At 23.7% G+C, this 21,175-nt stretch carries 14 protein-coding genes, 1 tRNA gene and 2 pseudogenes; 10 read left to right on the plus strand and 7 right to left on the minus strand.

Annotation, left to right across the window (positions count from 1 at the left end; genetic code table 11):
- The first annotated feature begins 68 nt into the window (after nucleotides 1-68).
- The 6 genes from D9V75_RS02175 to recD all read left to right on the plus strand — a co-directional run bounded on the left by D9V75_RS02175 (nucleotide 69) and on the right by recD (nucleotide 12,256).
- The gene (locus D9V75_RS02175) at nucleotides 69-1,238 is read left to right on the plus strand and encodes a phosphoglycerate kinase (protein ID WP_158343787.1); all 1,170 of its coding nucleotides are present in this window, start codon (nucleotides 69-71) and stop codon (nucleotides 1,236-1,238) included.
- A 21-nt stretch (nucleotides 1,239-1,259) separates the two neighbouring features.
- Nucleotides 1,260-2,336, plus strand: a complete 1,077-nt coding sequence (fbaA, locus tag D9V75_RS02180; RefSeq protein WP_158343790.1) for a class II fructose-bisphosphate aldolase — start codon at nucleotides 1,260-1,262, stop codon at nucleotides 2,334-2,336.
- A gap of 322 nt (nucleotides 2,337-2,658) precedes the next feature.
- Nucleotides 2,659-3,516 carry a small-conductance mechanosensitive channel MscS gene (mscS, locus tag D9V75_RS02185; RefSeq protein WP_158343792.1) on the plus strand — a complete coding sequence of 286 codons (858 nt, stop codon included), beginning with the start codon at nucleotides 2,659-2,661 and terminating at the stop codon, nucleotides 3,514-3,516.
- 29 nt (nucleotides 3,517-3,545) lie between these two features.
- Complete coding sequence (gene recC, locus D9V75_RS02190) at nucleotides 3,546-6,779, plus strand: exodeoxyribonuclease V subunit gamma (protein WP_158343794.1); 3,234 nt, start codon at nucleotides 3,546-3,548, stop codon at nucleotides 6,777-6,779.
- A 91-nt stretch (nucleotides 6,780-6,870) separates the two neighbouring features.
- Nucleotides 6,871-10,389, plus strand: a complete 3,519-nt coding sequence (gene recB, locus D9V75_RS02195) for an exodeoxyribonuclease V subunit beta (protein WP_158343796.1) — start codon at nucleotides 6,871-6,873, stop codon at nucleotides 10,387-10,389.
- 10 nt (nucleotides 10,390-10,399) lie between these two features.
- Complete coding sequence (gene recD, locus D9V75_RS02200; RefSeq protein WP_158343798.1) at nucleotides 10,400-12,256, plus strand: exodeoxyribonuclease V subunit alpha; 1,857 nt, start codon at nucleotides 10,400-10,402, stop codon at nucleotides 12,254-12,256.
- Nucleotides 12,257-12,384: 128 nt separating this feature from the next.
- Here recD and D9V75_RS02205 read toward each other — a convergent pair.
- Nucleotides 12,385-12,461: transfer RNA gene (locus D9V75_RS02205), tRNA-Met, on the minus strand.
- Between the two features lie 359 nt (nucleotides 12,462-12,820).
- On the opposite strand from D9V75_RS02205, the gene ribE reads away from it, so the two are divergent.
- The 3 genes and pseudogenes from ribE (at nucleotide 12,821) to nusB (ending at nucleotide 14,924) form a co-directional block, all read left to right on the plus strand.
- Nucleotides 12,821-13,297: a 6,7-dimethyl-8-ribityllumazine synthase gene (gene ribE, locus D9V75_RS02210; protein ID WP_158343800.1), complete on the plus strand. Its 477-nt coding sequence runs from the start codon at nucleotides 12,821-12,823 to the stop codon at nucleotides 13,295-13,297.
- Nucleotides 13,298-13,371: 74 nt separating this feature from the next.
- Nucleotides 13,372-14,475 (plus strand): annotated as a pseudogene (gene ribD / locus D9V75_RS03055) (bifunctional diaminohydroxyphosphoribosylaminopyrimidine deaminase/5-amino-6-(5-phosphoribosylamino)uracil reductase RibD).
- 35 nt (nucleotides 14,476-14,510) lie between these two features.
- On the plus strand, nucleotides 14,511-14,924 hold the full coding sequence (gene nusB, locus D9V75_RS02225; protein ID WP_158343806.1) for a transcription antitermination factor NusB: 414 nt from the start codon (nucleotides 14,511-14,513) through the stop codon (nucleotides 14,922-14,924).
- Between the two features lie 30 nt (nucleotides 14,925-14,954).
- Here the strand turns inward: nusB and dxs are convergent.
- The 3 genes and pseudogenes from dxs to D9V75_RS02240 form a co-directional block, all read right to left on the minus strand.
- A pseudogene (gene dxs, locus D9V75_RS02230) lies at nucleotides 14,955-16,741 on the minus strand (1-deoxy-D-xylulose-5-phosphate synthase).
- 24 nt (nucleotides 16,742-16,765) lie between these two features.
- Nucleotides 16,766-17,635, minus strand: coding sequence for a polyprenyl synthetase family protein (locus D9V75_RS02235; protein WP_158343808.1), 870 nt, complete (start codon nucleotides 17,633-17,635; stop codon nucleotides 16,766-16,768).
- Between the two features lie 139 nt (nucleotides 17,636-17,774).
- The gene (locus tag D9V75_RS02240; protein WP_261979424.1) at nucleotides 17,775-18,941 is read right to left on the minus strand and encodes an MFS transporter; all 1,167 of its coding nucleotides are present in this window, start codon (nucleotides 18,939-18,941) and stop codon (nucleotides 17,775-17,777) included.
- Nucleotides 18,942-18,998: 57 nt separating this feature from the next.
- Here D9V75_RS02240 and D9V75_RS02245 point away from each other — a divergent pair, with 57 nt between their 5' ends.
- Nucleotides 18,999-19,346, plus strand: a complete 348-nt coding sequence (locus D9V75_RS02245) for a TusE/DsrC/DsvC family sulfur relay protein (RefSeq protein WP_158343809.1) — start codon at nucleotides 18,999-19,001, stop codon at nucleotides 19,344-19,346.
- Here D9V75_RS02245 and cyoE read toward each other — a convergent pair whose 3' ends face one another.
- The 3 genes from cyoE to D9V75_RS02260 are packed head-to-tail and all read right to left on the minus strand — an operon-like array spanning nucleotide 19,347 to nucleotide 21,172.
- Nucleotides 19,347-20,216: a heme o synthase gene (cyoE, locus tag D9V75_RS02250; RefSeq protein WP_158343810.1), complete on the minus strand. Its 870-nt coding sequence runs from the start codon at nucleotides 20,214-20,216 to the stop codon at nucleotides 19,347-19,349.
- Nucleotides 20,217-20,228: 12 nt separating this feature from the next.
- Nucleotides 20,229-20,558 (minus strand): cytochrome o ubiquinol oxidase subunit IV, encoded by a 330-nt coding sequence (gene cyoD / locus D9V75_RS02255; protein WP_158343811.1) that lies wholly within the window; start codon nucleotides 20,556-20,558, stop codon nucleotides 20,229-20,231.
- Nucleotides 20,555-21,172, minus strand: a complete 618-nt coding sequence (locus tag D9V75_RS02260) for a cytochrome c oxidase subunit 3 (RefSeq protein WP_158343812.1) — start codon at nucleotides 21,170-21,172, stop codon at nucleotides 20,555-20,557. Before D9V75_RS02260 ends, cyoD begins: the two co-directional genes overlap by 4 nt.
- Nucleotides 21,173-21,175 lie beyond the last annotated feature (3 nt).

Here is a 21,175-nt window from a genome sequence, read left to right on the forward strand (position 1 = left end):
AGTATATTTAAAAAGTTATTGCTATAAAAATAATCATTCAGTTAAAAAATATAAAAAGGTAAAATTTTATGACCATAAAATTAATGAACGAACTTGAAATTTCAGAAAAAAAAGTTTTAATTAGAACAGATTTAAATGTTCCTATAGAAAATGGAATTATTAAATCTGATGCTAGGATACTTGCTGCAATACCCACAATAAAATTAGCAATTGAAAAAAATGCTAAAGTAATTGTCATGTCTCATTTAGGAAGACCAGTTGAGGGTTATTATTCAGAAAAATACTCTTTACTACCTGTTTTTGAATATCTTAAGAAAAAATTAAATAAAACTAAAATTTATTTTTCTAGAAATTATTTTGATAATATTTCAATTAATCCTGGAGAAGTTTTAATTCTAGAAAATGTTCGTTTTAATAAAGGAGAATCAGAAAACAGTGATGAATTATCCAAAAAATACTCTAGTCTATGTGATGTATTTGTTATGGATGCTTTTGGTAGTGCACATAGAATGCAATCATCAACGTACGGAATTGGAAAATTTGTTAAAATTGCATGTGCTGGTCTTCTTTTAATGTCAGAAATTAATGCACTGAAAAAAGCACTAAAAAAACCAAAACGCCCAATGATATCAATAATTGGAGGTTCTAAAGTATCAACTAAATTCAACGTATTGAATGAATTATCTAAAATTTCAGATACAATGATAGTAGGAGGTGGAATTGCTAATACTTTTTTAGCTATCAATCACAAAATTGGAAAATCACTACATCAGCCAGAATTTATATCGACAGCTAAAAAATTACTTGATACATATAATATTGTTATTCCAATTGATTCACGTGTAGGAAAACATTTTAATAATACATCCGAATCTATTAATAAATTGCCTTCTGATATTTTAGAAGATGAAGAAATTATGGATTTTGGAGATGAAACTATTAAAAAAACCGTCAATATTATTAAAAAAGCTAAAACAATTATCTGGAATGGTCCGGTAGGAGTGTTTGAATTTCCAAATTTCAGAAAAGGAACCGAATTTATTGCTAAAGCCATTGCAAACAATAATGGATTTTCTATAGCTGGCGGAGGAGAAACCTTATCTGTGATTGACATGTTTAATATCAAAGAACATATCTCTTATATATCTACTGGTGGAGGAGCTTTCTTAAAGTTTATAGAAGGAAAAAAACTACCTGCAATACAAATGTTAGAAAACAATTTTAAAAAACAATTTTAAAAAATTTACATGGACAAAAAATTGAACATTTTAAATACAATTAAACCAGGTGTAATAACAGGTGATGAAGCTCAAATAATCTTCAATTTCGCTAAGAAAAAAAACTTTGCTATACCAGCCGTTAACTGTATAGGAACTGACTCTATTAACGCAGTATTAGAGACTGCCGCTCGACAGAGGTCACCAGTAATAATACAATTTTCTTATGGAGGAGCTGCTTTTATTTCTGGGTACAGTAATAGATTTTCAAAGAAAGCAGAACAATCGATTAAAGGAGCTATCTCTGGAGCTCAACACGTTCATTTAATGGCAAAACATTATAATATTCCGGTGATACTTCATACAGACCATTGTTCCAAAGAAAATTTAATTTGGATTGATCAGTTACTAAAAGAAGGTGAATCATACTTTAATTTTCATGGAAAACCTTTGTTTACATCTCATATGATTGATTTGTCAAAAGAAAATTTAAAAGAAAATATAAATATATGCAGCAAATATCTAAAAAAAATGAATAAAATTAATATGATGTTGGAAATAGAACTGGGATGTACAGGTGGAGAAGAAGATGGTGTAGATAACAGCCAAATAGATAAAAAACTACTTTACACGCAACCAGAAGATGTCAATTACGCCTACGAACAACTAATCAAAATTACTAAAAATTTTAGTATTGCTGCTGCATTTGGAAATATACATGGTGTATATAAATTAGGAAACGTAGATCTTAAACCAATTATTCTAAAAAATTCACAAGAATATGTAAGAATTAAACATAATTTAAATTTTAATCCATTAAATTTAGTTTTTCATGGAGGTTCAGGTTCAACTTTAAAAGAAATAAGAGAATCTATCACATATGGTGTAGTGAAAATGAATATTGATACTGACATTCAATGGGCTGCATGGACAGGAGTTTTAAAATTTTATCAAAAAAATAGAGATTTTTTACATCGTCAATTAGGAAATAAAAATGGTATAAATCAACCTAATAAAAAATACTATGACCCTAGATCATGGATAAGAAGCTCACAAGAATCAATATCGAAGAGACTATCTAAAACATTTAAAGAACTTAATTCCTTTAATATATTATAAAATACCAATTTAAACTCTATTCCGGGGAATAAAATGAAAAATATTCTCCGAATATTTTTTTAATATAAAAATAAATATTATGTTAAAAAAATAACATTTAATCATCTTAATATCATTCAAAATTAAGCACTAATAATTTATCTTTTATTAAAATAAGTAATTTTTTATTAAAAAATGTTTAATGTTGAAATTTACAAATATATTAACAAATAAAATCATATTTTATATTTTCATAAGATTTATAAATATGTTTAATAAATTTTATGAAACCCACTATATAAAACATTTCAAAATTACTTTAAATCAATTAAAAGAGGTAAAAATGAACGATTTAGATGTAGTCAATGATATTAATCATGCAGGAAATTGGATAATACGAAATCAAGAATTACTAATTTCATATGCAATAAATTTAACATTTTCTACTTTAATTATCATTACTGGTCTTTTCATTTCCAAAATAATTTCCCATGGAGTTCATCAAGTATTAATCACACGTCGTATTGATGCTACTATTGCAGGTTTTCTATCTGCTTTAATAAGATACATTATAATTACTTTTGCGTTAATTGCTGCATTAGGGAAAATTGGAGTACAAACCACATCAGTTATTGCAATATTAGGAGCTGCTGGCATGGCTATTGGACTAGCATTGCAAGGATCTTTATCCAATTTTGCAGCTGGAGTTTTGTTAGTTACTTTAAGACCATTAAAAACAGGAGAATATGTTGATTTAGGAAATGTTTCAGGAACTGTATTAAACATTCATGTTTTTTACACCACATTACGCACTTTAGATGGAAAAATTGTTGTAGTGCCGAACAATAAAATTATATCTGGTAATATCATTAATTACTCTAGAGAACCAGCTCGTAGAAATGAATTTATTATCAGTGTTTCATACAATTCAGATATTGATTTAGTAAAAAAAATTTTAAGAAACGTTATAGAAAAAGAAAATAGAGTGATTAAAGATCGAGATATTATCGTTGGTCTCAGTGAATTAGCTCCATCTTCTTTAAATTTTATTGTTCGATGCTGGAGTAAAACTGATGATTTGAATCAAGTATATTGGGATTTAATGGCTGAATTTAAAAAAGCTTTAGATAAAAATCACATTAGCATCCCTTATCCACAAATAGATATTCATTTATATAAAAAAAATAAAAAAATTTCTTGAAAATTTTTTTAAAAATTAATTAGGCGCTTATGTTTAATATCTACGAATCTAATAAAATCAGTATACTAATTGAAAAAGTATGTGACATTATTCAAAAAAAACCATTACTTAACATTTTTGAAAAAGAAATATTTATTAATGATAATTATATATTATTTCAATGGATAAACATGTTTATTGCTAAAAAAATAGGCATTTCAGCTAATTTAGAATTATATCATTTTAATCATTTTATATGGAGCATATTTGAAAAAACAAAAAATAAAAAGATAAAAAATGTGTATAAAAAATCGATTTTAACCTGGAAAATAATGAAAATTATAGAAAAAAACAATTATTTTCAAAATATCTATAAAATAAATCGTCAAATTAACAAATTTAATTTTTCTTTTTTAATGGGAAAATTATTTGAAAAATATATAATCTATAGACCTGAATGGATTAGTTCATGGGAAAATAAAAAAAAAGCATTAAAAAATTGTAATATTGAAAAATGGCAAAAAAAATTATGGATAGAAATTGAAAATTACGACAAACAATATAATCAATTAAAATACAATTTAGCATATCTAATCAACAATATTAATGCATTTATCAATGAAAACACAATAAAAAAGATGAATCTTCCGCATCGAATATTTGTAATTTCTTCACTTTCATTAAATTTAGCTCATATGAAGATATTAAAAAAAATGAGCAATTACATTGATGTACATTTTTTGTATATTACACCTTTTAAAAAAGATGTTTCTTTTAGTTTTAAAAAAATAAAAAAAAATAGAATGTTAGAAAAAAATTGTTTACAAAAAAAATTTAATAACTTTTCTTTTGAATCATGGGGGGCATTTGAAAATTTTTATATTTTTTTTATTCAATCTTTTAAACCTAAAATTTTTAATAAATTTAAAATAAACCAAGAAAATAACTTACTAAATATGATTAAAAAAGATATTTTAATGTCAAAAATAAATATGTTAAGAGGTGTAAATATTAATAAAAATAAAAGAGTATTTTCTAAGAAAGATGATTCAATTTGCATTAGTATATGTGATAATAAATTTCATGAAATTGAAATTTTGTATAAAAAATTAACATTAATTTTAAAAAATAACCCTAATATAAAGCCAAGTGATATTGTAGTTATTTCATTTTCAATGGATTCTTATATTCCATCAATTGAATCAATATTTAAATCATCAAATAAAACAAAAAATATGCCATTTTTTATTTCTAATGTACACTCTAAAAAAACAAATTTAATATTATCTATTTTTCAAAAAATATTAGATTTAAAAAATTGTCGATTTAACAATCTGGAAATATTAAAGTTATTAGATTTTGAAGCAATATCAAAAAAATTTGAAATTTCTGAAACAGAAATAGACACTCTATATAGTTGGATAAAAGATGTTAATATTAGATGGGGTGTTAATAACAAACATCAAGAAGATTTATTGCTACCAAAAAATCACCAAAACACTTGGCTATATGGTATTGAAAGATTACTCCTTAGTTACGCTTTAAACGATGATAAATATATTTGGGATAATATCTTGCCTTCTACTTTTATTAACGGATCTAAATCACAACTTGTAGGTAAATTAGTTAAATTTATTAATACTCTTGAAAAATGGAGAAAAAAGTTATTATATCCAAAACATCTTAAGTCTTGGTATAATTTGTTTAATGATTTTATTGACGATTTTTTTATCTATGATCAAGAAACGGAAAAATTCATTGTAATTATTCGTAAAAGTTGGAAAAATATGATTAATGATGGTTTATTATCTCAATATAAAAAAAAAATCTCTGTTAATCTAATAATTCAACATTTTTTTAGTTTAATGCGTAAAAAGATTAAAGAAGAATTTTTACCTGGAGTTATTAATTTTTGTCATCCTTCATCTATTCTTTTTATGCCTTTTAAAGTTATATATAATGTTGGATGTGATCAAAGTAGCATTCCTAAGAAAAATGAATTAAAAAATTTTAATTTATTAGAAAAACATTCTTTATCTAAAGATTTTAATGCTCAAGATAAATATGCCTATTTATTTCTTCAAAGCATTTCATGTGCTAAACAATATTTTTATATCAGCTATATCGGAAAATGCATTAAGAATAATACCAAAATATATCCGTCAATATTTGTTGATCAATTGTTTAATTATATATTATATAATTTTTGCTTTAAAGAAAATATAAAAAACAATTCAGAAGATAACATAAAAAAAATGTCTAATCATCTTATAAAAATATATGAAGCAAAACATTTTTATAAAAAAAAATTAATCATTAATAATTCTTATAAAAATTTTAAAAAATATAACTCTTTAATTTATAATAAAACAATTTTTTCTGAAGAATCAAAAAATACATCTGTTTTAACTGATTTAAATTTAAGACAATTAATTTTTTTTTGGCAAAATCCTATTCGTTATTTTTTTAATTTTAAGTTAAATATTAAAATGCATATTTTGAAAAAAAATATGAGTATAACCGAACCTTTTTCAATCAATACTTTAGAAAAATTTCGTATGAATCATTTAATCTTAAAGACCATTATATATAAAAAAAGCACAGAGAAATTATTCCAATATTACTCACTTTCAGGAATTTTACCATATGGAAACTTTGGAAAAGTGCACTGGAATCAACAAAAAAAAGAAATGGAAAATATAGCTAAATTAGTTTCTAAATTTAAAAATTCTAATAAAAAAGAACAGTTTAATTTAAAAATAAATAAATACCATCTAATCGGAACTTTAAAAGAAATTCAAAAAACAGGATTATTACGTTGGAAACCAAACAAAATAAATTATAGTGATCGTGTTTCTTTGTGGTTAGAGCATTTAATTTATTGCGCATTGGGTAATGTTGGATCAAGTATAATCGTGGGTTATAAAAATGAAGTGTGGTCTTTTTCTCCGATAAAACCAAAAATTGCATGTAACTATCTTTCTTTTTATATGTCAGGATACATAAAGGGCATGCATAAACCCTTATGGTTAACAAGATCCGGAATATGTTGGTTAGATAAAGTTTATGATAAAAAAAATGACTGTATCGTCCAAGACGAATCAGAGATAAAAAAAGGACGTGATGCGATCTTTAAAACATGGAGGGGAGACGATTATATTAAAGGAGAAAAAGAAGATATATATATTCAAAAAATAATTTTAGAATTAAATACGAAAAACATAAAAAAAATTTGTAATACGGCAGAAAAATGGATGATTCCAATGTTAAGGCATCAAGAATAAAAAATATAAATAAAATTTTTAAAATATTTATTATAAAAATTTAAAAAATTAATTTTTTAATATAAAATGTAAAAGTATCATATAAAAAGACATGAATAAAATAAACATAAAAAAACTAAATATATTTAAAATTTCTCTAAACGGTCTTAAATGGATTGAAGCTTCAGCAGGAACGGGAAAAACTTTTACAATTGTATTATTGTATTTACGCTTATTACTAGGTGTAGGAAATCAAAACAATTGCATAAAAAAATTATCAGTACATGAAATACTCGTTGTAACATTTACTAAAAAATCAAAAGAAGAATTATACATTCGAATAAAAAAAAATATTGAAAATTTATACTTAGCATGTATCTCAAAAACTAGTAAATATAATTATTTAAATGAATTTTTAGAAAAAATAGAAAATTTAAAAGAAGCTATGTACCTGTTAAAAAAAGCAAAAAATGAAATAAATACAGCCTCTATTTATACTATACACGGATTTTTTCAACAAATTCTTCAATTAAACAAATTAGATTTTCATTCTGTTTTTCAAAAAAAAATTATCGAAAATGAAGATGATTTATACTTGCAAGCTACTGAAGATTTTTGGAGATTTTTTTTTTACTCTTTACCAAAAGATATTGTAAAAATTGTTCATCAAGAATATAAAAATCCAGAATATTTGTTAAGTGTAGTAAAACCATTTTTAAAATTATATTCAATAAATTTTACAGAAAAATTTAAAAAAAATGAAACATTAACAATGTATCATAAAAAAAATATTTATAGAATTAATATTCTAAAAATAATATGGATTAATAACATTAAATCTATTTTAAAAAAAATAAAATATTTAACAATCAACAAAAGAACATATAGCGAATCTAACGTTAATAGATGGATGAAAACCATCACAGAATGGGCCATTTTAAAAACTAAAAATTATAATATTCCCATTCCGTTAAAATATTTTACTAAAAGTGTTATCAAAAAATATTCAAATAATAAAAACAATGATCAATATTTAATTTTTGAAAATATTGAGTTTTTATTAAGAACAGATATTTCTTTAAAAAAAATTATTTTATTTTTAGCCATTAAAAATATCCCAAAATTTTTACAAAAAGAAAAAAAAAGACAATCAATTATTAGCTTTAACGATTTATTAAAATTATTTTTAAAAAATGTAAAAGAAAAAAAAACATTTAGAAAATTAATAAGAACAAAATATCCAGCAGTATTTATTGACGAATTTCAAGATACTGACATTCAACAATATAAGATATTCGATTTAATTTATAAAAACAGTACAAAAACAATCCTATTTCTTATAGGAGATCCAAAACAAGCTATTTATAGTTTTAGAGGAGCAGATATTTTTTCTTATTTATATGCTAGATCTAAAATTCAAACACAATACTATCTAAATATTAATTGGAGATCTTCATTAGATATAATTAAAGGTATTAATTTTTTATTTTCTCAAAATCAATATCCGTTTTTATTAAAAAGTATCAAATACACACCTGTTGTACATGCTTTTCAAAATTTAAAAATGAATTTTACAATTAAAGGAGAACCTCAAACGGCAATTCATTTTTTTTACAATGAAGAAAAAGAAATGAGCATCAATGAATATCGTCAATGGATTTCAAAACAGTGCGCAAAAGAAATTTGTTACTGGTTAAATAAAGCTAATAAGGGGGATGCTTTAATAAATGTTAAAAATCAAGAAACAGTCTTGCAATCAAACGACATTGCAGTGTTAGTAAGAAATAAAAAAGAAGCTTGTATGATTCAAAGAGAATTAAAAAATGTTGGAATTACTTCAATATATTCATCAGATGAAAATAACATTTTTAAGAGTTCTGATTCAATCGAATTGTTATGGATATTAAAATCTATTATAGAACCAACAAATGAAATGTTTTTAAAACAATCTATATCTACTCATATTTTTAAAAACTTGTTACTTAAAACAGAAAAAAAATCAAATAAAGAATCTTTATATTTTATAATAGAAAAATTATATGAATATTACAACATTTGGGAAGAAATTGGAATTTTTAATATGATTAAAAAGATCATATTAGAGTATCAAATAAATCATGATGAAATGAATATTAATTCTGATTCTCAAAAAAATATAAATTTTTTACATTTAGGAGAATTATTACAGGAAAAAAGCTATCTTTATCATAAAAAATTATCTTTAATACGATGGTTTCAAAATAAAATTTTAGAGAAAAAAAATCAAACAAACCAAGATCAAATTCGTATTATCGATCATTCTAATATAGTTAAAATTGTTACTATACATAAATCAAAAGGATTAGAATATCCAATAGTATGGATACCCTTTATGATGGATTATCATCCATCAAAAACGGCTATATATCATCATGAAAAAAATTTCAAAATTTTGTTTGATCTAAATCAAGAAAAAAGAAACTTAAAAAAATCTGAAAAAGAAAGAATTGCGGAAGATCTAAGATTTTTATATGTTGCTTTAACTCGATCTATTCTTCATTGTAGCATAGGTGTTGCATTAATACGAAAAAAAAAGAAAAAACAAAATGTTAAAAAATTTATGCTCAGAAGCGCTTTAGAATATATCATCAACTATCAAAATATTGAATATCAAAAGACATGGAATGATAAATTAAATCAATTTAAAAAACATTCATTTATTAAAATTAAAAATATAAAAAAAAACTACATATTGATTGAACAAAAAAAAGAAATTTATTTAATACAAAAACCTGAAGAAACACATGAAAAAACCAAAAAAATTTGGAATGTAACCAGTTATACTAAACTATATAAAGAAAATTTATTTTTTTTAAAAAATAAAAATCCATTCTTTGAAGAAAAATTGTTAGTTTGTGATAAATCAAAAAATGTTAGAAATTATACTACTCATAATTTTCCAAAAGGAAAAAAAGTTGGATTATTAATTCATGATATACTAAAAAATCTAGATTTTATTAAAGAAATAAATTCTCAATGGATATCTCATAAATTAGAAAATTACAATATATCTCAAAAATGGAATAAAATGCTGATTTCTTGGATTGAAAATATTATTAGTTACCCATTAAATAATCAAAAAATTTTTCTATCAAATTTAAAAAAAGAAAATTATATAAAAGAACTAAAATTTTTTTTACCAATAAAAAATATTTTAAAAAGCTCAAAACTTAATAAAATAATGAAATCGCTTGACCCCATATCACATTTAGCTCCTAATTTAAAATTTGATTCCATTACTGGATTTATGACGGGATCTATTGATTTAATTTTTTTATGGAACAAAAAATATTATATAATAGATTACAAAACTAATTGGCTAGGAAAAAATAATAATTTTTATTCCGAAACGTATATGAAAAAAGAAATTATTAAACATCGATATGATTTACAATACCAAATATATACTGTAGTAATGCATCAATATTTAACTAAAAAAGATAAAAAATATAATTATAAATCTAATTTTGGTGGAATTTTTTATTTTTTTTTACGTTCTGTAAATGCAGAAAATAAAAAAAATGGTATTTTTTACATTTATCCTGATTATTCTTTAATAAAACAATTAAAAATTTTATTTTCAAACAATTAAATTCATAAAAATGATGATTTTACTTAAAAAAGCCATGATTCAAAAAATCATACATCCAATTGATTTTTATTTTGCAACGTTTATATCTAAAACGAATCCCATTATAATGCTGATATCTGCTTGTGTAAGTTATGAAAATAGAAATGGTCATATTTTTTTACCAATAGAATACTTTGAAAAAAATAGTTTTTTTTCTAGTTTAAATTTAAAATTTATTAAAAAAATTCTAATTCAATTAGGTAAAAATCCGAAATGGATATTAGAATTATCAAAATGTAAAGCTGTTAGCAATGGAACTATTCCGACACCTCTAGTGTTGTTTCAAAAAAAGATATATCTTTATAAAATGTGGAAAGCTGAAGATAACATTCTAAACTACTTATATGAAAATAACGTTTCACATGCAATTAATATATCAAAGTGTGCTAAAATATTAAAAAATTTATTTTGTGATAACGACAAAAATATCCAAAAAATAGCAGTTGCACTCAGTTTAATTCGAAATGTAATATTTATTACAGGAGGACCTGGAACTGGAAAAACAACTACTATTTATAAAATTATCGTTGCTTTAATTAAAATTTCAAACAAAAAAATAAAAATTCAATTATCAGCTCCAACTGGAAAAGCAACTGAAAATTTAACAAAAAATTTAAATAATAGTGTTTTCAATACCTTTCTTAATAGTGAAGAAAAAAATAATGTCATAAAAAATGCTATAACATTGCATAAATTACTCGGAATTCAAAAAATATCACAAAAAAAATTTTTTAATGAGAAAAACAAATTAGATATAGATGTTTTAATCATTGACGAAGCATCTATGATAGATGTTTTAATGATGGAAAGTATACTATTAGCATTAAAAAAAAATACTAAAGTCATTTTCGTGGGAGATTATAATCAGTTGAGCCCCATAGAAACCGGTGCTATTCTAAAAAATATTTGTTATTACTCTAATGAAGGATATCATAATCAAACTTTATCTTTGTTAGAAAAAATAACAAATTGCAAACTATCTTTCAAAAAAAATGAAAAAAAAACCGCATTCATTAGTGATAACATATGTACATTAACAGATAATTATCGATTTAAAAAATCTTCTAATATTAATATTTTAGCTGATGCAATATACAAAAATGACAAAAAAATAATTCAAAATCTATTTAAAAATTTAATAAAAAATGTTTATTTTTATGAAGTTAATCATGATCAAGATTATGAAAAAATGATGGAATTTATATTTCTTAATTATTTAGATTATTGGAATATAATTCAAAAAAAAGTAAATATTAAAGAAATAATTAAAAGTTTTCAAAAAAATCAGATATTATGTATTTTAAAAAATGGTTTATTTGGAACGCGAAATTTAAATAAAAAATTAGAAGAAATTCTAAATAGAAAAAAAATAATTAAATGTTTTTCTATAAAAAATAAATTATGGTATGTAGGAAAACCTATTATGATTGTCGAAAATAACAGAAGTTTTGGTTTATCTAACGGAGATATTGGGATTTCAAATATGAATTCTAAAGGAATACTACAAGTTTCTTTTCTGTTAAAAAACCAAAAAATTATAAACATACCGGCTCAAATTTTAAACAATTATCAAACTGCTTGGGCAATAACTGTACATAAATCACAAGGTTCTGAATTTAGCAATATAATTTTGGTTTTACCAAATGACGATTTAGAAATTTTAAAAAAAGATATCTTATATACTGCTGTAACTCGATCTCGAGAAAAAATTTTTATTTTTTCAAAAAAGAAAATATTTAAAATGGCTATTTTGAAAAAAACAAAAAAAGAAAATAGTTTAATAAAAAAAATTAATATTTTAAATAAAATACATGAAACTAAGACATAAAAATTTTATTTAATTTTTTATTAAAAATAAATTAACTGATAAAAATTTATATATTTGTAAAAAATAAGTAAATTTTTTTTGATTGATAAATCATAATTTTTGATTTTATATTGAATAATATAAAAATTTGGTTGCGGGAGTTGGATTTGAACCAACGACCTTCGGGTTATGAGCCCGACGAGCTACCAAACTGCTCCACCCCGCTTCTTTAAGATAATTATTATAAACTTATATTAAAAAAATTGCAAATATTTTATATTAAAAAACCAAAAAATTTATTATTAGAATCAAAAATGAAACTATTGTTTATATTTTTATATTACAACATAAATTTCTTTATAAATATGTTATAAAATAGATAAAAAATAAATTTAATCACTTTAAAATAAAAAAATAAAATTTATAAACTTGTTATGTAATATAATAAACAATCAAGCACAGTAGATAGATTTTATAAAAAATTATAAACATCTTAATTATTAAAAAAATAAGTAAAATTTAATTTATAAACATAACGTTTCAACGATATAATCAAGTTACTCTATTTAAATTACATAAAAAAATATGAATACAATTAATTCAGGAATCACAGTAAAAAACTCTTCTATTGCTATTATAATTTCCAGATTTAATGAATTTATTAATAAAAATTTGTTATTAGGAGCGCTGGACACGCTAATTCGACTAGGTAAGATGAAAGAAGAAGAAATCTTGAAAATATACGTTCCAGGAACAAATGAAATACCAGTAGTTGCAAGTTATATTGCAAAATCTCAAAAATATCATGCTATAATTGCAATAGGAACTATCATAAAAGGAAATACAGATCATTTTAAATATATATCAAATAATACTTTCAGTAATCTTTCAAAAATTAGTACAAAATATTTTATACCCATCACATTAGGAATATTGATTACAGACAACATAAAACAATCTATTGAAAGATCTGGAACAAAAATGGGAAATAAAGGATCTGAAGCAGCTTTAGCTGCATTAGAAATGATCAACACTATGAAATATGTTAAAAATAGATTTTAATTTAAAGTATATTATAATTTTAAAATTATTTTAATTAAATAAAAACATTTTATAAATAAAATCGGTTTAAAAAAATGAAAGATGAATTTTATATGAACAGAGCAATTAAAATTAGTAAACTAGGCCAATTTACGACGTCACCCAATCCTAATGTAGGATGCGTTATTGTTAAAAATGATAATATTATAGGAGAAGGATGGCATAATCAGTTTGGAGAAAATCATGCCGAAATAAACGCTCTGAAAATAGCTGGAAAAAAATCTAAAGGAGCAACTGCTTACTTAACTCTTGAACCTTGTAGCCATTTTGGGAAAACACCTCCTTGCTGTGTTGCACTTTTTCAATCTGGTATAAAACACGTTATTATTGCAAATATAGATCCTAATCCAAAAGTTTCTGGTAAAGGAATTTCGTACTTGACTAAAAAAGGTGTTTTAGTTAAAACAGGAGTACTGTCTCAAGAATCTAAAAAATGTAATAATGGATTTTTTAAACGAATGCATACAGGACTCCCATGAGCTCGGCTTAAATTAGCTATGTCAATAGATGGTAGAATAGCTTTAAAAAATGGTGAAAGCAAATGGATTACTTCTTTATTCTCAAGAAAAGATGTACAAATTTTCCGAGCAAAAAGCTCTGTAATTCTTAGTAGTAGCTCAACTATATTAAGAGATGATCCATTTTTAAACGTACGTTATAATTTATTTAACAAAAAAATGCTGTCTACATTCCCTAAAAAAATATTTAAACATCCAATACGAGTTATTATAGACAGTAAAAATCAAATTACTCCATTTCATAAAATTATTAACACTAAAGGAGAAATATGGTTAATAAGAATCAAACCAGATAATCAATTATGGCCTAAAAATGTCACACAAAAAATATTAAAACCATATAAAAATAAAATTAATCTTGTATCTTTATTTAAATTATTGGGAAAATTGGAAATTAATAATATATGGATAGAAGCTGGTAGCACTTTGTCTGGATCTTTACTAAAACTAAAATTAATAGATGAAATTATTATATACATCGCTCCTAAAATACTTGGTCATGAAGCAAAACCACTCTTTATTCTTCCAGATAAATCGAATTTAATTAAATGTATTCCATTTAATTTTCACAATATTTGTCAAATAGGTCCAGATATAAGATTAACACTTATACGTCAATAAAAAAAATAATATCTGTTTAAAAAAAAGAGATTTTTATGAAACCATCCTTTCGAAGAAAAGCACGTGCATGTGCTTTGCAAATGTTATACTCTTGGGAAATATCAAAAAATGAAATTAAAAATAGCGCTGTTCAATTTTTAAAAGAAAAAAATAAAAAAAATATTGATATTCCATATTTTTATGAATTAATTGTTGGAATAACTTTTGATTGTGAAAACATAGATAACTTAATGCAACCTTACCTCTCTAGAACATTAAAAGAGTTGGGTCAAATTGAAAAAGCAATTCTTAGAATATCATTCTATGAAATGTACAAAAGAACAGATATACCTTACAAAGTATCAATTAATGAAGGAATTGAATTAGCAAAATTATTTGGATCTGAAGACAGTCATAAATTTATTAATGGAGTTTTAGACAAAGCTGCATTAAAAATTAAATTAAAATAAAATATATAATTTTTCTTAAAAATTTATATTTTAAAATTTATGTAACCAAGAAGATATTTGTTTTTCAATACCTTTAGAATCTAATTGATAATCACGTAGAATTTCTTCTTGAGTGCCTTGAGGAATAAACAAATCAGGTAATCCAATGTTTAAAACTGGGATTAAAATTTTTTTTAACATTATAAATTCATTTACAGAACTTCCAGCTCCTCCTGATATTACTCCTTCTTCAAGAGTAACAAAATATTTATGCGTACGTGATAACTTAATAAGTATATTTTTATCTAAAGGCTTCACGAAACGCATATCAACTAAAGTAGTGTTTAAATTTTCTGCTACGCAAAAAGCATTTTTTAACAAAACTCCAAAATTTAAAATAGCGATTTCAACTCCAATTCTTTTTACAATAGACTGTCCAAGAGGGATAACACGCATTGGAGTTAAAAAAGATCCAATTCCACAACCTTTTGGGTATCTTACTGCACTCGGTCCTTTTTTATGCATATAACCAGTATAAAGCATTTGTCTCAATTCATTTTCGTTACTTGGCGTCATAAGCACAATTCCTGGGATACACCTTAAATAACATAAATCAAAAATGCCTTGATGTGTTTCGCCATCATTTCCAACGACACCACTTCTATCAATGGCAAATAAAACAGATAATTTTTGAAGTGCTATATCATGTATTAATTGATCATAAGCACGTTGTAAAAATGTGGAATAAATAGAAACAACCGGTTTATAACCTCCAATTGATAAACCAGCAGCAAAAGTAACTGCATGTTGCTCGGAAATAGCAACATCAAAATATTGATTAGGGAAAAGACGTGAAAATTGTACCATTCCTGAACCTTCGCACATAGCAGGTGTAATAGCAATTAATTTTTTATCAAATTGAGCCGTTTCACATAACCATGCACCAAATACATCTGAATAGCTCATAGAGTTTGATTTTAAAACATCATCCTGAGGAACTGTATGCCATTTTACAGGATCTAATTCTGCCGGTAAATGACCCTTTCCTTTTTTAGTTAAAAGATGTAAAAAATAAACTCCTTGTTTATTTTTAATATTTTTAAGGATTTTAATAATAGATAAAATATCATGACCATCAAATGGACCTAAATATTTAAAACCTAAACTTTGAAAGATAGAATTGAAACAACAATTTTTTTTTTTAATTTAATAGGATGAGAACTATTTTTTTTATTATTTTTTAAAACATTTAAATGGTTTTGTAAAGCACCTACATTTTTAGAAATAGACATTTCATTATCATTTAATATTACCAGTAAATTAGACTGAACATGCCCTGCATGGTTCATAGCTTCAAACGCCATTCCGGCAGTCATTGCTCCATCTCCAATAACGCAAATAGTTCTTCTATTTCTTCCTTCTTTTTGAGATGCAATAGATAGTCCCAAACCAGCGCTAATAGAAGTAGAAGAATGACCAACACTTAAAACATCATAAATGCTTTCTGCTCTACAAGGAAATGAATGTAATCCATTTTTTTTTCTAATACTCTGAATTTGGTGCATTCTTCCAGTAAGTATTTTATGAGGATATGCCTGATGACCTGTATCCCATAATAAATTATCAAAGGGAGTATTATAAATATAGTGTAATGCTACTGTAATTTCAATTACTCCTAATCCAGAAGCTACATGACCTTTAGGGGAATACGATGCATCTAATAAGTATTCACGTAATTCCATGCACAATTTAGACAATTGTTTAGTAGACAATAATCGTAAATTTTTTACTGAATTAGCAAACGACAAAATAGGGTATTTTTTAAAATTAAAGCTCATTAAAATGCTCATTTTTTAAATTTGTTAAATTGTATTAATTATGAATTTAATTAATATTTCTAATGTACTTATATTGAATTTTTTTTTTAAATCCCGCAAAGCAAAAAACGCTTCTTGATATAATTTTTTTATTTTTTCATATGATTGATCTAATCCGAATTTAAAGGGATATGTATAAATTCTTGAATTGCTTTTTTTAAATTTTTTAACATCACTTTTAAAATCAATAATATCATCTTGAATTTGAAAAGCTAAACCAATAGCTATAGAAAAACGATCTAAAGTTGATAAAGTTGTTTTAGAAAAATACTTAGAAGAAAGATAAGCTAAACGTACAGACGATCGAATTAAAAATGCGGTCTTGTATAAATTTATTTTTTCTAATTTATTTGTACTTTTTCCTGCTCTTAAATCTAATACTTGACCCATACACATACCAGAAAACCCAATTGAGTTAGAAAGTTCAGAAATCATTTTTAAACGCTTATAATAAGATACACCAGGCATTGATCTAGATGAGAGAATATTAAAAGAAAGACTCTGAAAAGCATCTCCGGCAATTAAGGAAACATCTTCACCATATCTTTTATGGCAGGTAAGTTTTCCTCTTCTAAAATCGTCGTTATCCATACATGGTAAATCATCATGGATTAAAGAATATAAATGAATGCATTCAACAGCCAAAGATATTGAATCAAGAGTAATGATATTAACTTTAAACATTGTTCCAAAAACATATATTAAACATGGACGTATTCGCTTTCCACCTGAAACAATGCTGTATTTAATAGATTCTAAAAGAACAGAATTCTGAAAAGGTAATTTTCTTATCATCTTTAACAATTTTTTATTTATACGATGTCTATACATTTCGCATAAATTAATAGAATTCATTTTACAACGCCTAATTAAGATAATTAATTTTTTTGAGTTTTATTTTATAAAAACATTATAATATATAATGTTAATCTAAAAAATATAAAAAAAAGTGTTTTATAATTTATATTTTTATTTATTCATTAAAATAACCAAATTAACTGAAAAAACTAACCATTAACCAAAATAAAACAAACAACGTTTCTAATAAAAATATCTCAGAAACATCAAAAAAACTACACAACCACCCGCTCAACACACCTCCAAAAAAAACACCTAAAAACTGACTAGTGGAATAAATACTCATCACTCTACCCCTACTGCTTATTGGTGCTTCTTTATTTAAAAATGAAGGGAAAAATACTTCAAGTAAATTAAAAGCAATAAAAAACAATTGTAATGAACATATTAAAACAAAAAGATTTTTGTTACACGCGTGCAATATAAAAAAAGAACAAAAAATAAAAAAAATACATATTTCAATAATGTTTTTTAAAATGCGTTTAGATTTTAAAAAAAACACAACAAAAAACAAAAAAATAAAAGAAGACGCAATAATGCTTAAATATACTTTCCAATGATTATTTAAAGATAATCCAGACAATATAAGTTGATGAGGTATAATCATAAAGTTTATCATTAATAAACAATGAAGACAAAATATACCTAAATAACACCTAAAAATTTTACTTCTGACAAAAAAAATTGATGATTTTTTAGATGAACAATATTGATTTTTTTGTAACTCTATATTTTTTGATTCAGGGATAAAAAAAATAACAGTAAAAATACATAGAACTGAAAAAAATACAGATATCCAAAAAATTGAAAAAAATCCAAAATATTCAAAAACCAATGGACCAGAAACAATAGAAAATAAAAAAGAAAGAGCAAAGCTGGCTCCTATTGCAGATATAGCTTTAACACGATGTTCTTCTCTGATTAAATCAGATAGCAAAGCCATTAAAACTCCAGATATAGCCCCAGATCCTTGTATAGCTCTGCCGACAATAATGCCCCAAATGGAATCAGTATCAGCGGCTATAAAACTTCCAATTAAAAACATCAGTAAACCTAATATAATTAATCTTTTTCTACCAAATTTATCAGATAAAATTCCATATGGAACTTGAAAAATAACTTGAGTAATTCCATAAATTCCAATTGATAAACCAACTAAAAAATGACTTCCATCTTTAAAAGACATACCGTATTCACTTAAAACAGGAAGAACCATGAACATTCCTAACATTCTAAATAAAAAAACAACAAAAAGACTGAATGTGACTTGTAATTCTATAAAATTCATCTTATAATTTTTCATTGTTTGCTCAATTCATATAAAGTTTGTGTTTATTGTAACGTCTTTAGGAAAATAAAAATGAAAGATGCTATTAATAAAAATTTATTTAAACATAAAAAAATTGAAACAGATCCAGAAGGATATCTTAAAAAAACTAAAGATTGGAATATTATTTTAGCTAGAGAAATAGCTGAAAAAGAAAATATTTTTTTAAAAAAAGATCACTGGAAAGTTATAAACTTTGTTCGAAATTTTTATTTAAAATTTAATACTACTCCCTCTATGAGAATGCTTATTAGAAGTATTAAATTAGAAATAGGAGAAAAAAAAAGCAACAGTATTTATTTACATAAATTATTTCCTCAAGGCCCAGCTAAACAGGCCAGTAAAATTGCTGGTATACCTAAACCCGTAAAATGTCTATAATTAAAATATAAAATCTAAAGAAATCAAAAAATTAAACATAACAACAACTACAATTGAAAAATAAAATAACTGCAAAGAATTTTTATGATTCTCTTTGTTTCTATTGTTTAAATTAACAAATGATAAATATAACCAAAAAAAATCAATTATAAATAAAAAAAATAAACATTTATCACTAATATAGTTCAGTATTTTCAATATGATATTAGAAATAATAAAACCGACTATATAATACACAATATGTTTTTTAGTTAAATAAACTCCTTTTATTACTGAAAAAACTGGAATTTTTGCGTTTTTATAATCATTTAATCTAAAAATGGAAATAGAATAAAAATGAGCCATTTGCCAAAATACAAAAGTAATGAAAAACAATACAGCACATAAATTTATATTGTTTGTAGCTGCCGTATGACCAATGACTGAAGGAATAGATCCTGAAAAACTTCCTACAAAAGTTGAATATATTGAATTTCTTTTATATATTAACGTGTATAAAAACACGTAAACTAAAAAACCAAAAACTGATAAAAACATTGATAAATAATTCACTAAATAACCTAATATAAAAACTCCAATTATCCCCAAAAATAAACTAAAAATTATAGCATTTATAGGTTTTATTAATTTTCTAGCTAAAACTCTATTTTTAGTTCTTTTCATTTTTTGATCTATATCAAAATCTATTAGATTGTTTAAAACACAGGCAGAAGCCATTACTAAAGACGTACCTAAAATTGTATTTAAAAATAAAAACGGACTAAATTTTATATGAGAAGAAAATAAAAAACCACCCATTATTAAAATTATATTACCAAATATAATACCTGGTTTAATTATTTCACAGTAATGCTTAATAGAAATTATCATATTTAAGTATCTTTAAAAAATTATCGTATGATGATTTAAATTCCACATAATCCATATCGAACCAAATAATACAATAAATAATATTATTAACGTAAATAATAAAGATACTATATTCCATTGATTTTTTTTAGATGGATTTAAATCTAAAAAACACAAAAAATGAATTACAATTTGAATTAAACATGAAGATAATATAACTATATAAGTTATTTTTTTAGAAAATAACTCATTAATTACAGACAAAAATGAAATTGCTGTAAATACAGCAGAAAATAAAAAACCAAAAATATAATATTTAATTTCTCTGTGACAATTTTTTAATAATGGAAAAAAATTATTCATAAAATAGCCTCATTTAAATAAACAAAAGTAAACACACAAATCCATATAATATCCAAGAAATGCCAAAACAAACTCAAACATAAAATACGAGTATGAACTGAATTAGTTACACCCGATATTATAGTTTGAAAAAAAATAAATAACATAAAAATTAAACCTAAAACAACGTGTGCTCCATGAATACCCACTAAAGAAAAAAAAGAAGATAACAAAGCATTTTGATTAGGACCTAAGTCATTAACAATAAGTTTATAAAATTCATTAATTTCCATTGTAATAAAGCATATACCTAAAATAAAAGTTATTATTAAATATACAAAAATCATTATAGTATTTTTTTGTTTAGCAGATATAACTATCATTCCACATGACAGTGAACTTAATAAAAGAACAATTGTCTCTAAAAATACATCAAACAAATTTAAAATTTTATAACTGAAATGAAAAGATGAACTGGAATGAGCAACAACATATACCGCAAACAAAACTGAAAACATTATGCAATCGCTCATAAGATACAACCATAATCCAAGTAATTTATTATTTTTAGACTGCTTCTTATGAAAATTATGCACAGTATTTGAATTAATGCATTTTATTTTTTTTTCTATCATTTT

Origin of the sequence: Buchnera aphidicola (Muscaphis stroyani) (assembly GCF_005080865.1) — a bacterium.
Classification (GTDB): Bacteria; Pseudomonadota; Gammaproteobacteria; order Enterobacterales; family Enterobacteriaceae; genus Buchnera; species Buchnera aphidicola_AG.